Origin of the sequence: Rhodococcus globerulus NBRC 14531, from assembly GCF_001894805.1 — a bacterium.
GTDB lineage: Bacteria > Actinomycetota > Actinomycetes > Mycobacteriales > Mycobacteriaceae > Rhodococcus_F > Rhodococcus_F globerula.
The window spans coordinates 1,288,954-1,303,631 of the sequence record NZ_BCWX01000001.1 but is presented as its reverse complement, the minus strand read 5'-3'; the positions used below and the strand labels follow the sequence as shown (position 1 = coordinate 1,303,631).

Genomic DNA, 14,678 nt, shown 5'->3' with positions numbered 1-14,678 from the left:
AGTAGCGCTACTCAGACGCGGTAACCGCCGTCTGCCAGCCCGGCTTCGATCTCGAACTTGTTTCGCACGCCCGGGTGGCGCAGTTCCTCGCGCAAGTACTTCGGCCCGAATGCCAGTCCGTGCCTGGCCCATTGGTCGGCATGAATCGCCTCGTGACGCAGCACTGCCCGAGTAATGTTCCGGCGGGTCAGATACACACCACCGAGAGTTGTTCCGCCGCGGGCAAATCCGCGCCGCATCCCGGAGGCGACAAAAATTCCGAACTCGTCGTCGAAGGTGATGCGCGCGCCCAGCACTCGGGCATAGAGCAACGCCACCTGCGTCACGAATGCGGCCTGCGCGCTGCCCCGACTAGCTCGGATCAGGGTCAGCGGCAGGCCGCGTCGTTCACGCATGAAAAATCTCAGCTACGCAGCTTCTCAGCCCAGCAGCTTTTCGCGCAGCGCCTTGTCCTTCTCGAGCACCATGGTCTCGAGGCTTTCCTGGAATACCACCATGGCTGCCTGCAGCGCGGGATCCGAGGCACCGAGGATGCGGGCGGCGAGCAGACCGGCGTTGCGGGCTCCACCGATCGACACCGTCGCGACCGGAACACCGGCAGGCATCTGGACGATGGACAGCAGCGAGTCCATACCGTCGAGATACTTCAGCGGAACCGGTACACCGATGACCGGCAACGGCGTTGCCGAGGCGACCATCCCGGGCAGGTGCGCCGCTCCGCCTGCGCCGGCGATGATGACCTTGATGCCGCGGCCGGCAGCGTCCTTCGCGTAGTCGAGCATCCGTTGCGGTGTGCGGTGTGCCGAGACCACACCGACCTCGAAGCGAATTCCGAACTCTGCGAGCGCTTCGGCTGCGGCTTCCATCGTCGGCCAATCGGAGTCGCTGCCCATGATCAGGCCGACCTGCGCGCCCATACTCTCACTCACCGTGTACATCCCATCCGTCGGTCCATACTGCATACGAAAGCCAGTGCGCTGCCCGCTCAGCCCGTTCCCGAACTGCGGCAACGTAATTCGGGTCGTCGATCGAGCCTGCCCCGCCCACGATGTTGACGTGGCCGATCTTGCGGTCCTTGCGCTCACCCTTGCCGTACAGGTGAATCTTGGCGTCGGGCATCCGGGCGAAGAGGTGGTGGACACGCTCGTCCATGCTCATCTCGGGAGCTTCGGGAGCACCGAGAACATTGGCCATCACCGTGACCGGAGCAATCGGCGACGTATCGCCGAGCGGGTAGTCGAGAACGGCGCGCAAGTGCTGCTCGAACTGCGACGTCCGGGCACCGTCCATGGTCCAGTGACCCGAGTTGTGCGGGCGCATCGCCAATTCGTTGACTACAAGACGGCCGTCGGTCGTCTCGAACAGTTCCATGGCCATCGCACCGACAACCCCGAGCTCCGACGCGATCCGCAACGCAAGCTGTTCCGCTTCTGCCGCAACGGCACCGGGCAGATCTGGAGCCGGCGCGATGACAACGGCGCACTGGCCGTGTCGCTGCACGGTCTCCACGACAGGCCACGACGCACCCTGACCGAACGGTGACCGCGCCACCATCGCCGACAGTTCGCGGCGCATCGACACCATTTCCTCGACGATCAGCGGAACACCCTTGTCCAACTGCTCGGTGACGATCGCCTCGGCTTCGTCGGAGTCGTCGGTGATCCACACACCACGGCCGTCGTATCCACCGCGCGTTGCCTTGATGACAACCGGCCAGCCGTGCTCGGCGCCGAAACGTACGACGTCCTCGGCCCACGTCACCTCGGCGTACGCGGGCACCGGTGCGCCCAGTTCTGCCAGTTTACGACGCATCAGCAGTTTGTCCTGAGCGAAGATCAGTGCCTGCGGCGGCGGCTGCACGTTGACACCCTCGGCCACCAGCACCTCGAGATGTTCGGTCGGAACCTGCTCGTGATCGAATGTGAGCGCAGTGGATCCGACGGCGGCGCGGCGCAGCGCGTCCAAGTCGTCGTGGCTGCCGAGAACAACATCGGGGCTGACCTGTGCGGCCGGCTCACCGGCCGTTCCGGACAGCACCCGGAGCGTCTGGCCGAGGGCAACGGCTGCCTGGTGAGTCATGCGCGCGAGCTGTCCACCACCGATCATGGTGACGACAGGCATGGCCTTGTTCGCCGGTCGCGCGGTGGTCGGGCGGGGGGAGGACTGAACTGCGTCGTTATTGCCGGTCACGGCTATCTATGTTGTCATGCGCCGGATGTAGTCATGCGCCGGGGCGGGCGCTTCGTAGCGCCGACCCTGTCTGTGATTCTGCTGATGATTTCCGAACAAAACCATGACGGCGTGGTTTTCTTTCGTAAACTCATCTGTTGTGTCATTTGTCGACGGGGTAATCGCCCGCATACCCCAGCCGTTCCGAGACATTGCCCTGCGCCACAGCGAGCTGATCAAGTTCGCGATCGTCGGCGGAACCACCTTCCTGATCGACTCGGGCATCTTCTACACACTCAAGCTCTCGATCCTCGAATCCAAGCCGATCACCGCCAAGATCATCGCCGGCGTTATCGCGGTGATCGCGTCGTACATCCTCAATCGTGAGTGGTCGTTCAAGAATCGTGGCGGACGCGAACCTGCCCACGAGGCAGCGCTGTTCTTCTTCATCAGCGCGATCGGCGTGGTGATCAGCTTCATTCCGCTGTACATCTCGAGTTACGTCTTCAACCTGCGCGTTCCCGAAGTCAGCTTGACGACGGAGAATATCGCCGACTTCATCAGCGCCTATATCATCGGCAATCTCCTGCAGATGGTGTTCCGCTTCTGGTCCTTCCGTAAATTCGTGTTCCCGGAAGAGAATGCCGAGATCGTCAGCGATGACCACACCGAAGAAGAACTCGACCAAGCCTGACGCAGCGATATTCGCGCTTCACGTCACCGCGGTTCGCGCAGCGTGCCGACGTCGACCGGCTTTTCGGACGCCACCGGCAGGAACACCGCAAACAGTGCCGGCGTTCGACGTTGTAGCTCGAGCCGACCGCCGTCCGCTTCGATCAGCGCCCGCGCCAGCGCCAACCCGACGCCGGTGGAACCGGCCCCGGAGAAGCCTCGATCGAAAATGTGCGGAGCGAGATTGTTGTCGACCCCGCCGCCTTCGTCGGTCACCTCGATACAGACCATCGCTTCGCGCTTGGGAGCTCCGTCGATCAATCGAACGGATACCGTGCAGGTTCCGTCGCCGTGGGCAAAAGCATTGTCCACCAGAACGGACACGGCTTCGCGCAGGCGAGAGCCTGTTGTCGACGCTGTCACGCCGCGGTCGCCGGTCAAGCGGAGCGCTCGTCCGGCATCCTCGAACTGCGGCCGCCAATCCCCGCAGACGCCTTCGAGTTCGCTGACCACGGAGACTGTTGTGGCTGCGGAACCGCTGCTGCGCGAGGACCGCACCAACTCGTCGATTCCCTCCGTCAGCCGATCAACCTGGGCCATGGCTTCTTCAGCTTCGTGAACGACATCAGGGTCGCTGTGCACCGACAACTCGTCCAGACGCAGCCGCACTGCGGTGAGTCGGCTACGCAGTTGGTGCGAGACGTCCGCGACCAGCGCTCGCTCACGCTGCAGTCGGCCGGCAATCTCGACAGTCGCTGCATCGAGGACATCGGACACTCGGTCGAGTTCGGGAATGTCGTGGCGTCGTGGGTCCGGCCGGAAATCACCTTCTGCCAACCTCGCCGCCCGTTCGGCAACGTCCTGCAGTGGCCCGGCCAGTCGACGTGCCGTGACCACCGCGACGACGGCTCCGGTAGTGATCGCGACAAGGACCAATACTCCGACCGCCCCAACTGCCTGCTTCTGCTGCGTCCGCAATCTCTCCGACGGCACTTCGAGGCGCAGTGACCCGGACGATCCCATCGCCAACGACTCGACCAGCGGATTTTTCACTACCGCTTCGCCGATGTCGACGCGAGCGGCCCCGTCCGACGGGGTCGGGTACACGACAACAAGTCGAGCGTCGTTCGGGGTGAGCAATCGGAGTGCGTCGGTATTGAGGGCTCCGTCGACAACGCCGAGAGAACCTTCCTGGGCGATCACCTCGGTGGCCATGCGATCGAGTCGCACCCGCAAATCGTTGCGGCTCACGTCTTCGACCCACAACCAAGCCGTGTAGATGAGCGGAACACCCAGCAACAACGCGGTGAGGATGACGACCCCGAGAATCGACTGGAGAATGCGCCGACGCATCGAGCGAACTAGTCCGTGTTGATGCGGAAGCCGACGCCGCGCACAGTGGCAATTCGACGTTCGACCGCAGGGCCCTCGTCGCCGATCTTCCGGCGTAGCCAGGACATGTGCATGTCCAACGTCTTCGAGCCGCGCAACTCGACGTCCCCCCAGACCTCACGCAGGATCGCGTCGCGGGAGACGACTTCACCAGCGTGTTCGAGGAGCACCCGCAGAAGTTCGTATTCCTTGTTCGCCAAGGCGATCTCGGATCCGTTGACGAGGACACGCCGCGCGGCCGGTTCCAGGCGGATACCGCCGACCTCGACGATGCTGTCCTCACGACTGCCGTGTCGACGCAGGAGCGCGCGCACCCGGGCCATCAGTTCGGCCAACCGGAAGGGCTTGCCCACGTAATCGTCGGCGCCGGCGTCGAGACCGACGACAAAATCGACCTCGTCGGTACGGGCGGTCAGCATCAGCACGGCCAGAGTCGTCCGATGAGCGCGAATCTGTCGGCACACCTCGAGCCCGTCCATACCGGGCAGCCCCAAATCGAGGATCAGCAGATCGAAGTCACCTTCGAGCGCCTGCTGCAGTGCGGCGGGACCGGTCTGTTCCACTGTGACCGTGTACCCCTCCCGCCCCAATGCTCGGGCAAGTGGTGCGGCAATGGCCTCGTCGTCTTCGGCTAGCAATACGGCAGTCACAGGGACAGCGTACGGACAGCGAGCCTTTGCGCGGTGATTACCAAGCGTTTCCGTCATCTTCGCCCTGATCCTCGGGGCGGTTTCGCTCGTGCTGTTGCTGCGTGGAATCGAAAACCTGGTGATAGAGCAGCGAATGCACGTGCTCCACGTCCGGGATGTCGTCGAATTCGAGCGGATCGTCACTGGCCGACGCGATCACGAGCGTGCCGGTCTTGAGAAGCCGGTCGACCGGGCCGTGCCGGAACTGGACGTTGCTGATCCGGCCCATCGGGATGTCAATTCCGGTGTGGGTCAACACACCTTGCCGAATCAGGACCCGTCGATCGGTGACGATGAAATGCGTGAACTTCCAGACGGTGAACGGCGCCACCGATCGCCAGGCGACAACGCCGAACCAGGCGACGCCGATCACGATCGACAGCACGGTACGCGCTGTCCCGTCGACCTGCTTCTGTGTCACGCCGAGCAAAAACCCTGCCACGGCCGTCGCCAGGACAAACGTGAGCGCTGGAACCACCAGCATCTTCCAGTGTGGATGCCGATGCAGGATCAGTTCCTCGTCCTGGGCGAGCGCATCTTCCGGATATCCCATGACGGGAAGTGTGCCATCTACCTCGGACAGATTAAGGCTGGGCGAGCTTGCGCAATACGAACGGCGTGATGACGATAACGATGCCGTACAGCACCATCCAGACACCGACGACGATCCGGAAGACCTCGAGGGACAACTCAGGCTGCAGCAGCACAACCGCGCCGGCCACGATGCTGATGACACCGAGCACGATCGACAGGCCACGATCCGCAGTGCCACCGGACGCCGCGGCGATGATGTCGAGTACACCGCGGAACACCCACCAGGCACCGATCACCAGGGCGATCAGCACCACGGTCTGCAGCGGGCTGCGCAGGACGAGGAATCCGAGGAGCACTGCAAGCGCGCCCGAGATCGCGACGAGCGTGCGAGTGCCGCCGCTCGCGGTGACGTCGGCGAAGGAACGGATGATCTGCACGATGCCGAACGCGAACAGCTGGATGGCGATCACTACCGCGACGACAAACAGTGTGGCGTCCGGCCATACGAGAACCGCAATACCGAGGCCGAGCGTCAGGAGGCCGAGGAGCACAGTCATGCCGGTCAGAACGCGCCGGGCGCTTTCTGCCATTTCTGATTCGGTCGGAAGCACGATCGGTGTGGTCATGACCGAAAAATAGCACCCGAGCGGTCAAAAACGGACACGACTCGCTGTTTTTCTAGTCCGTGATCGGCGCCGCCCGCAGATGCGTGATGTCACCGGCGGCAACGGCAAACGTCTCGCCACCACTTCCCTCGATCTCGATGACCACGCGACCGGAGGTGTCGATGTCCGTCGCCGTGCCGAAAACTTCCTTGTCCCCCGGCAGGACAGCACGTACCCGTTTGCCGAGAGTTCCGCAGCGCTCGCGATATTCGGCTGCCAGCGCCCCGGTATCCCACCCGGAGTTCTCCCAGCCGCGGAACTGCCTCGCCAGTTCCCGTGCCAGTGCCCGCACCAACGTGTCCCGGTCAACGGTTTCCGCGTTTTCGAGAAGGAGCGACGTGGCCGTCGGCACCGGCAGTTCCTCGGCGCCCAGACTCACGTTCAATCCGATTCCCACGACCACCGCGGGTTCCGGGGTGGTCCGCGCGACCTCGGCGAGAATGCCGGCCACTTTCTTGTCACCGATCAGAACGTCGTTGGGCCACTTCAGTTCTGCGGGCACCTCGGCCACCGTGCGCAATGCGTCGACGACAGCGATTCCGGTGAGCAGCGGCAGCCAACCCATGTCGGCGAGGTTCAGTCCGGGCATCCCCAGCAGAACCGACATCGATATCTGTGCCTGCGCGGGACTAACCCACGTGCGCGCGTGTCGCCCGCGCGCGCTTTCCTGATGTTCGGCGATCAGCACATGACGATCGGCGCCCGGATCCGACGCGCGTGCCAAGAGGTCCGCGTTGGTCGACCCGGTGCTCTCGACGACGTCGAGCCGGTTCCAGAACGCACGTGCATCGCTACCGCCGTCACTGCGCACGAGTGCGCGTCGCAGCGACGCTTGATCGAGGGGTGGTCGGTTCAGATCAGTCCACATAGTCCCAGCCTAAGGCGACGAGCAAAATGTACTGGTCAGTAGCTTAGGCGGACGAAACCGCAACAATCGGACCTGCCTTCGAACCGGCCCGAGTACGCTCGTTAAGCTCACGACTCATGACCACTGTCCAAGAGCCCAACGCGCCGGAGGCGGCGACCGCACCCGATATCCATACGACCGCGGGAAAGCTCGCGGATCTGCGGATCCGGCAAGCGCAGGCGCAAGCACCGAGTGGCGAAGCCGCCATCGACAAAGTGCATGCCAAAGGCAAGCTGACCGCCCGTGAGCGCATCACCGCCCTTCTCGACGAGGGTTCGTTCGTCGAACTCGACGCCCTGGCCCGTCACCGCTCGGTGAACTTCGGCCTGGCCGAGAACCGTCCCGTCGGCGACGGCGTCGTCACCGGTTACGGCACCATCGACGGCCGCGACGTCTGCGTCTTCAGCCAGGACGCCACCGTCTTCGGTGGATCGCTCGGCGAAATCTACGGCGAGAAGATCGTCAAGGTCATGGACCTCGCGATCCGTACCGGCCGCCCGCTGGTCGGCATCAACGAAGGCGCAGGAGCCCGCATCCAGGAAGGCGTCGTCTCGCTCGGCCTGTACGGCGAGATCTTCCACCGCAACGTTCAGGCGTCCGGTGTCATCCCACAGATCTCCCTGATCATGGGCCCCGCCGCCGGTGGCCACGTGTACTCCCCCGCGCTGACGGACTTCGTCGTGATGGTCGACGAGACCTCGCAGATGTTCGTCACCGGCCCCGACGTCATCAAGACCGTCACCGGCGAAGACGTCACCATGGAAGACCTGGGCGGCGCACGCACCCACATGGTCAAGTCCGGTGTCGCGCACTACGTCGCGTCCGGCGAGCAGGATGCCCTCGACTACGTCAAGGACCTGCTGAGCTACCTGCCGTCCAACAACCAGGCAGCAGCACCGCGCGGCGAGATCACCGATCCGATCGTCGGATCCATCGAGGAGAGCCTCACCGCCGAGGACATCGAACTCGACACCCTCATCCCGGATTCGGCGAACCAGCCGTACGACATGCACGAGGTCATCCGCCGCATCCTCGACGACGACGAGTTCCTCGAGGTCCAGGCCGAGCGTGCGATGAACATCATCGTCGGCTTCGGCCGCGTCGACGGCCGCAGCGTCGGTATCGTCGCCAACCAGCCGATGCAGTTCGCCGGTTGCCTCGACATCGACGCGTCCGAGAAGGCTGCGCGCTTCGTCCGCACCTGCGACGCGTTCAACGTCCCTATCATCACCCTCGTCGACGTTCCCGGCTTCCTCCCGGGTACCGAGCAGGAGTACAACGGCATCATCCGCCGCGGCGCGAAGTTGCTGTACGCGTACGGCGAGGCCACTGTGGGCAAGATCACCGTCATCACCCGCAAGGCATACGGCGGAGCGTACGACGTCATGGGCTCCAAGCACATGGGCGCCGACCTCAACCTGGCCTGGCCGACTGCACAGATCGCCGTCATGGGCGCATCGGGAGCCGTCGGATTCGTCTACCGCAAGCAGCTTCTCGAAGCCGCGAAGAACGGTGACGACGTCGACGCATTGCGCTTGAAGCTGCAGAACGAGTACGAGGACACCCTCGTCAACCCGTACGTAGCGGCCGAGCGTGGATACGTCGACGCTGTGATCCCGCCGTCGCACACCCGCGGTCAGATCGTTGCCGCTCTGCGTCTGCTCGAGCGCAAGTCCGTTTCCCTTCCGCCCAAGAAGCATGGGAACATTCCCCTATGAGCACAGTTACCGAGGACATCACGACGGAAGAGGTCACAGTTGTGGCGACTTCGTCCGTCAACGGTGCCGATGTCGACGGCGCCGTCGCTGACTCCGCGGTGACCGAAAAGGCCGAAACCCCGGTTTCGGATGCGTCGGTCATCAAGATCGTCAAGGGTTCGCCCACCGACGTCGAGATTGCCGCGCTGGTCAGCGTCCTTGCCGCTGCATCGGGTGGTTCGGCTCCGGCCGAGTCGCTCCCGAGCGAAACCTGGGGAGATCCGACGCAGTTCCATCGCACGCGTGCGCCGTTCTCGCCGTACTCGTACCTGAACCCGTTCGGACGACGTACCTGAACCCGTTCGGGTAGCGCACCTGATCTAGCCTGCTTGTGTGACTCAACTAGTTCTGGCTTCGGCATCCCCGGCACGCCTCGCAGTTTTGCGGGCGGCCGGGGTTTTGCCTGTTGTACGTGTTTCCGGTGTCGACGAAGACAAGATCGCGGGTGAACTCGGACCGGGTGCGGCCCCGCAGAAGGTGGTCACGGTGTTGGCCGAGGCAAAGGCCGCGGAGATCGTTCCCGGCCTGGCGGCAGACGGTTTGACCGATGTTGTTGTCGTCGGCTGTGATTCGATGCTTCTGATCGATGGTGAGCTGCACGGAAAGCCGGGCAGTGTCGAAGTTGCGCGGCGTCGGTGGGCCGCGATGGCGGGCCGTAGTGCCACTCTGCTCACCGGTCATTGTGTAATGCGGGTGATCGAAGGCCAAATAGTGCGCGTCGCGTCCGATCACAGCGCCACGGTGGTGCATTTCGCGAATCCGTCCACCGAAGATCTCGAGGCCTATCTCGCCACGGGCGAACCCCTGCAGGTTGCAGGCGCTTTCACGCTGGACAGCCTTGGTGGATGGTTCGTCGAGAAGATCGAGGGCGACCCGTCGAGTGTGATCGGTATCGGATTACCTTTGGTGCGAACCCTTTTGGAGCGCGTAGGTGTCTCCGTCTCCGATCTGTGGCGCACTCAGAGCGTCTTCTGATCTTCCATCACCAGAATATTGACCTTCGGCAGCCCCAGCGATGCAAGTGCAATTGCCAGCGCGATGACGGAAATGATCGTCAGCACGCTGCGCTGGGCCTGCAGAAAGGCTTCTCCCGCCGCTGATCTGGTGGACGCATACGCTGCCGTGACGGCCATCTGAGCGGGGCCACTCGCTGCGACTGCGGAACCTTTCGAACTGCATTCCGGCGCCACCGTCATCGGCGAGCCGGATTCGAGTTGGCTTGTCGCACAATCGACAAAGGTCTTCTCGGCAATGTCGCGGATACCTTCGTTCAGGCCGGCAGCCTCGAGCGTCGCGACGTAGTTCTCGCGCTCCCCTTGCACCGCGGCGGGCGCATTGCCGGCGACGAGCGAAAAGAACACAACTCCGATCAGCGCCAGCCCGATCGAGCTCCCCACCTGTTGCACGGTGGGCAGCAGGCCAGACACCGAACCTGCGTGTTGTGGCCGCACCGAAGCAAGAATGGCCGTCTGCAACGGCGCGACGAACAGACCGAGTCCGGCGCCGCCGATCAGCAGCGGCCCGGCCAGGGAAAGCCAGGACGGATCGGTCCCCACCTTTTCGAGAATCGTCGAGAGCGTCAGCAGTGATCCGGCAAAAACCACCATTCCCACAATGAGTACGCGGTTGCCGAGCAGCCGGTAGACCGCCGACGAGAGCACCGCCGCCACCCCCATTCCCACTGCCCATGGCAACGTCATGACGCCGGCACGAAGTGGGGAGAACCCGAACCCGAACTGCAGCGTCAGGCTGATCGTGAAGATCAACGACGTCAAAGTGCCGAAGAACACGAAGGCCAGGGCTGCGCCGACGGCAAATGCTCGGTCTCGAAAGAGTTCGAGGCGCAGAACGGGATCGCCGCCGTGTTTTCCCAATCGATATTCGTAGAGGACAAACGCCACTGCGATCGGAACCGACGCCGCGATCATCACGACGAGCGGGGTGGGCCACCCGCGGGCGCGACCCTCGGCCAGGGGGAAGATGAGCAAGAAGAGCGCGACGGACGACAGCAGCGCGCCCACCAGATCGAGCGAACGAACAGAATCCGCCTTGGCGTCGGCAAGATGGAAGTAGCCCACGATCAGTGCGGCGATGCCGATCGGGATATTGACGAAGAAAATCAGCCGCCAACCCCAGTCGAAGAGATTCCATTCGATCAGCAGTCCGCCGATCAGCGGGCCACTGACCGTCGCCAGACCGATAGTTGCTCCGTAGATCCCGAACACCCGTGGATGACGGGATTTCGGAAACAATCCCGAGATGATCGCAAACGTCTGCGCGGACATCGAGCCTGCCGCAAGACCCTGCAAACCACGACAGACGATGAGCATCGTGGCACTCTGCGCCAGTCCACAGAGCAGTGACGCGACCACGAACACCGACAATGCGGTCAGGAACACCGCACGACGCCCCCACAGGTCGCCCAGACGCGCTGCCGTGATGAGGGAACAGGCAAATGCCAGGACGTACACACTCACCATCAGCAGCTGCGCGGAGACACCGGCGCCCAGATCGACGGCGATGCTGGGCAATGCCACGTTCACGATCGTTGCATCGAGCAACTGCATGAATGCCGCGGCGAGGCTGGTCGCGAGGCCGAGCCACGGCGTCAGTGACGACGGGGTGGACGACCGATCACGGGTAGTGGGAAGCACCCGGCCACACTAGACGAGGTTGTTGCCACCCTGTCCATATGACGGCATTCTGGATACGTCACTATGGAGATGACCACAATGTCCGGTAGGTGTGGTTGTAATCATTATCGGTTTAGAACAGGGAAGAACAGACAATCCGTTCTCCCGAATGCGATAGTTCATCGTCTGTCCAGTTCCAGGACGGACCTTCTCTTACGACATGCGCAGGAGCCCTACTCGATGGATCTGAATTTGATCACCCATTGGCGTCCACAACCCGGAAGGGTGGTCGAATGGGGGGTCACGGATGCCTGCGCCGCGAGCGCTGCCGGAGCAGAGATCAATCGGGATCTACCTCCTACAACGATGCAGGACCGTCACTTCCGACGTGCGCGTATCGCTGCTGAGAACGGTGATCCCCAATCGCCGTGGATCGGCATCGCCTTCGATTTCGACGGCCCGCTCGACCGCGCGGCGATGACGCGCGCGCTCACGAAGTACGTCCGCCGGCACGACACCCTGCACAGTTGGTTCTCGTTCGACGCTGCGATGGCCGATCCGAGCGACCCGAACTTTCCGGTGCGACGCCATGTGGTGCCGCCGGAAACCATCGATCTCACATACCGAGAAGGCCAGGAGCTGAGCGACCCGGAGGACGTCCGCGCTCTGGTCGAGCGAAAGTTTGCCACCGAGACCAGCGGATTGGGTTGGCCCGCGTTTGTCTTCGGCGCGGTGGAGCACCTCTCGCCCCAATCACCCGGCTTCACACTCTTCCACGCGATCGATCATGCGCACACCGACATGTATTCGATGGTGCTGACGTACGCGGAGCTGCGCGCGTGCTACGCCGCCGAAACGACCGGAACCGACATCGAGCTTCCAGCTGCGGGTAGCTACGCCCAGCTGGGTCGAGCCGAGCAGGAACTCTCCGCAACCTTGACCATGGAATCTCCCGAGGTTCACGAGTGGCTCGGCTACCTCATGCGCAGCGGTGGGTCGTTCCCGGGATTTGCCTTGCCGCTCGGTGCCGAGGACACCCCGAAACCCGCGATCGGATCGCGGTTCGAATTAGCCGACGATATCGAATGCGAGAAATTCGGGGCCGTCTGCAAGGAGAACGGATCGAATTTCATCGGTGGAATCTTCACTGCGCTCGCTATTACCGAATTCGAATTGGCCGGCCGCGACAAGTTCATCGCGCTCTCGCCGGTCAGCACTCGATCAGAAGCCGACACGTTCTCCCAAGGTTGGTACGTCAATCTCATTCCGGTCGGAATCGACATCGGGGAGCAACAGACGTTCACGCAATTGGCCGAGATCGGCCAGCAGGCGTATCACCGGGGCAAGTCACTCCTGCACGTATCGGTGCAACAAGTGATCGACGTCGTGCTCGCCGCCATGGGTGAAGCGGGAGCGTCGACCGGAATTACGAAGACATTGACGCCGCCCCCCATCGTCTCCTACATCGACGGCCGCCGCACGCCTGGATCGGAAACCTACGTCGAGACCAATGCCACCGGCATTGTCGGCGGTAAGGAAACGCAGATCGCCTCCATGTGGATCAATCGGGTGCAGACCGGTACCTGGATGGCGATTTCCCATCCCGACACACCGACCGCGCACGAGTCGGTCACCCGTTTCGCGAAGCACCTGGCGAATGTCATCACAACTGTTGCCACCCAGGGTGATTACTCGATTTCACGCGCGTCGGGTGTCGCCTGATGCATGTGACATCGATCGACCGTTACGGCCTCGAACCCGGCGTCGTCACCGAATGGTCGCTGCAGCCGGCTGACGACGCTGTCACCGAATCCGCGATTCCGCCGTCCTACAATCAGCATTTCCACCTCGAGACGGCGCGCACCCATGGCGTCGGCCGAAGTGTCTGGATGGCAGCAGCTTTCGATCTCCCCGGCCAATTGAACCGTCCGGCACTGGATCTGGCTCTGCGACTGTTCATCAGTCGCCATGACACGTTGCACACCGGCTTCGAGGTCGGCGAGTTCGGTGCGGTTCGGATGGATCTGGACCATGCGACCGCAACTATCGTCACGTCGGAACCGATGACCACGGCCACCACTGCGGAACTGCGCAGCCATCTCAAGAAGCGGTTCACCGAGGTCTGCGATCCCTTGACGTTCCCCGCGTACACCTTCGCGACGGTGGAGCGCGCCGAGCACTACACAGTCCTGAGCGCATTCGACCACACATTGGTGGACGGCTATTCACTGGTCATCGCACTCGGTGAGCTCCGTCAGATCTACGAGGGCTTGAACGCGCTCCCCGCGCTCGACGACGCGAGTGCTGTTGCCGACGTGATGAGCCACCTGGGTGATCCGGGCAGCTTCGTGCGCTACTGCGAACTGGAAGCCGACGGGCTCGTTCCCATCGAGAACGATCCCCGCTTGCGAGAGTGGGAGCGGTTCTACGAAATCTGTGGCGGCACGTCGCCGAGTTTCCCCCTCGATCTCGGTGTGGAGGCCGGACATCCGGCGCCGCAAGGAGCGGACGTGCGGGTTCTCCTCGATGCCGAACGGACAGCGGAATTCGACTCGATCTGCACCGCGGCAGGTGGCAGTGTCTTCACCGGAGTTCTCACGGCGATGGGAATGACCACGGAATCAACTACCGGGAAATCCACACTGCCACTGCAGTTTCCGTTGCACATCCGTAAGGACCCCCGCTGGGCGGACGCAATCGGGTGGCTCACCACGAGCGCGCCGATCACCGTGCGGGTCACCCCGGACGGTGATTTCGGGGCGTCGCTGGCACATACGCACGCGTCGTTCCGGGTGGCACTGACACTCGAAGGTCTCACGATGGCACAAGTTCGTGATGCGTTGGGCGAGAAGATCCGTCGCACTCGCACTGATGTCTTCATGGTCTCGTACATCGACTACCGCAGGCTTCCAGGCACCGACGATCACGACGAACTCAACGCTCACCACATCAGCAACGTCACCGTGGCCGACGACGCACAGTTCTGGATTTCACGGACAAACCGCGGCTTGTCACTGCGATCGAGGTTCCCGGACACCGACGTAGCGAACGTCACGATGGTGAACTTCCTCACCGAACTGGACCGGAAACTCCATGACATCTGCAAGCGCGGCGTGACGCCGATCGGAAGTCTGACCGAACAATTGAGGGATTCGGCGATCGGAGCAGGAACACCGCTGATCTAGCCCGACCTGGTTCGGGGCAGCGGGAGCGGGAGCCCTCGCACGCATTCGAGCGACTCCCACGCGGGGAGCGCCTAG

15 protein-coding genes are annotated in these 14,678 nt (G+C 63.0%); 6 read left to right on the top strand and 9 right to left on the bottom strand.

The annotated features are described in order from the left end of the window. Window positions 1–11 precede the first annotated feature (11 nt). The 3 genes from RG2_RS05760 to RG2_RS05750 are packed head-to-tail and all read right to left on the bottom strand — an operon-like array spanning window position 12 to window position 2,190. A complete protein-coding gene (locus RG2_RS05760; protein ID WP_033231215.1) occupies window positions 12–395 on the bottom strand; it encodes a hypothetical protein in 384 nt (127 codons plus the stop codon). A gap of 24 nt (window positions 396–419) precedes the next feature. After that, the gene (gene purE / locus RG2_RS05755; protein ID WP_033231216.1) at window positions 420–938 is read right to left on the bottom strand and encodes a 5-(carboxyamino)imidazole ribonucleotide mutase; all 519 of its coding nucleotides are present in this window, start codon (window positions 936–938) and stop codon (window positions 420–422) included. Next, window positions 922–2,190: a 5-(carboxyamino)imidazole ribonucleotide synthase gene (locus RG2_RS05750; protein ID WP_033231217.1), complete on the bottom strand. Its 1,269-nt coding sequence runs from the start codon at window positions 2,188–2,190 to the stop codon at window positions 922–924. Before RG2_RS05750 ends, purE begins: the two co-directional genes overlap by 17 nt. 139 nt (window positions 2,191–2,329) lie before the next feature. On the opposite strand from RG2_RS05750, the gene RG2_RS05745 reads away from it, so the two are divergent. After that, window positions 2,330–2,863, top strand: coding sequence for a GtrA family protein (locus tag RG2_RS05745; RefSeq protein ID WP_033231509.1), 534 nt, complete (start codon window positions 2,330–2,332; stop codon window positions 2,861–2,863). 23 nt (window positions 2,864–2,886) lie between these two features. Here the strand turns inward: RG2_RS05745 and RG2_RS05740 are convergent, their stop codons facing one another. The 5 genes from RG2_RS05740 to RG2_RS05720 are packed head-to-tail and all read right to left on the bottom strand — an operon-like array spanning window position 2,887 to window position 6,989. Then, window positions 2,887–4,194, bottom strand: coding sequence for a sensor histidine kinase (locus tag RG2_RS05740; protein WP_033231218.1), 1,308 nt, complete (start codon window positions 4,192–4,194; stop codon window positions 2,887–2,889). A gap of 8 nt (window positions 4,195–4,202) precedes the next feature. Next, entirely contained in the window at window positions 4,203–4,883 is a 681-nt protein-coding gene (locus tag RG2_RS05735) for a response regulator transcription factor (RefSeq protein ID WP_033231510.1), read from the bottom strand. 37 nt (window positions 4,884–4,920) lie between these two features. Continuing rightward, complete coding sequence (locus RG2_RS05730; RefSeq protein WP_033231219.1) at window positions 4,921–5,475, bottom strand: PH domain-containing protein; 555 nt, start codon at window positions 5,473–5,475, stop codon at window positions 4,921–4,923. Window positions 5,476–5,506: 31 nt separating this feature from the next. Further along, entirely contained in the window at window positions 5,507–6,082 is a 576-nt protein-coding gene (locus RG2_RS05725; RefSeq protein ID WP_033231220.1) for an HdeD family acid-resistance protein, read from the bottom strand. Window positions 6,083–6,134: 52 nt separating this feature from the next. Further along, a complete protein-coding gene (locus tag RG2_RS05720; RefSeq protein WP_033231221.1) occupies window positions 6,135–6,989 on the bottom strand; it encodes a biotin--[acetyl-CoA-carboxylase] ligase in 855 nt (284 codons plus the stop codon). A 116-nt stretch (window positions 6,990–7,105) separates the two neighbouring features. On the opposite strand from RG2_RS05720, the gene RG2_RS05715 reads away from it, so the two are divergent. From RG2_RS05715 to RG2_RS05705, 3 genes are read left to right on the top strand one after another with little or no spacing between them, the layout of a single operon-like run. Further along, complete coding sequence (locus RG2_RS05715; RefSeq protein WP_033231222.1) at window positions 7,106–8,746, top strand: acyl-CoA carboxylase subunit beta; 1,641 nt, start codon at window positions 7,106–7,108, stop codon at window positions 8,744–8,746. Continuing rightward, on the top strand, window positions 8,743–9,081 hold the full coding sequence (locus RG2_RS05710) for an acyl-CoA carboxylase epsilon subunit (protein WP_033231223.1): 339 nt from the start codon (window positions 8,743–8,745) through the stop codon (window positions 9,079–9,081). Before RG2_RS05715 ends, RG2_RS05710 begins: the two co-directional genes overlap by 4 nt. Window positions 9,082–9,118: 37 nt before the next feature. Beyond that, the gene (locus RG2_RS05705; protein ID WP_033231224.1) at window positions 9,119–9,760 is read left to right on the top strand and encodes a Maf family protein; all 642 of its coding nucleotides are present in this window, start codon (window positions 9,119–9,121) and stop codon (window positions 9,758–9,760) included. Here the strand turns inward: RG2_RS05705 and RG2_RS05700 are convergent. Beyond that, complete coding sequence (locus tag RG2_RS05700; protein ID WP_045070619.1) at window positions 9,745–11,439, bottom strand: DHA2 family efflux MFS transporter permease subunit; 1,695 nt, start codon at window positions 11,437–11,439, stop codon at window positions 9,745–9,747. The genes RG2_RS05705 and RG2_RS05700 overlap by 16 nt on opposite strands. A gap of 219 nt (window positions 11,440–11,658) precedes the next feature. Here RG2_RS05700 and RG2_RS05695 point away from each other — a divergent pair, with 219 nt between their 5' ends. Together RG2_RS05695 and RG2_RS05690 are read left to right on the top strand one after the other, a co-directional pair. Then, window positions 11,659–13,140 (top strand): condensation domain-containing protein, encoded by a 1,482-nt coding sequence (locus RG2_RS05695; RefSeq protein WP_033231225.1) that lies wholly within the window; start codon window positions 11,659–11,661, stop codon window positions 13,138–13,140. Beyond that, a complete protein-coding gene (locus tag RG2_RS05690) occupies window positions 13,140–14,603 on the top strand; it encodes a condensation domain-containing protein (protein ID WP_033231226.1) in 1,464 nt (487 codons plus the stop codon). Before RG2_RS05695 ends, RG2_RS05690 begins: the two co-directional genes overlap by 1 nt. Window positions 14,604–14,678 lie beyond the last annotated feature (75 nt).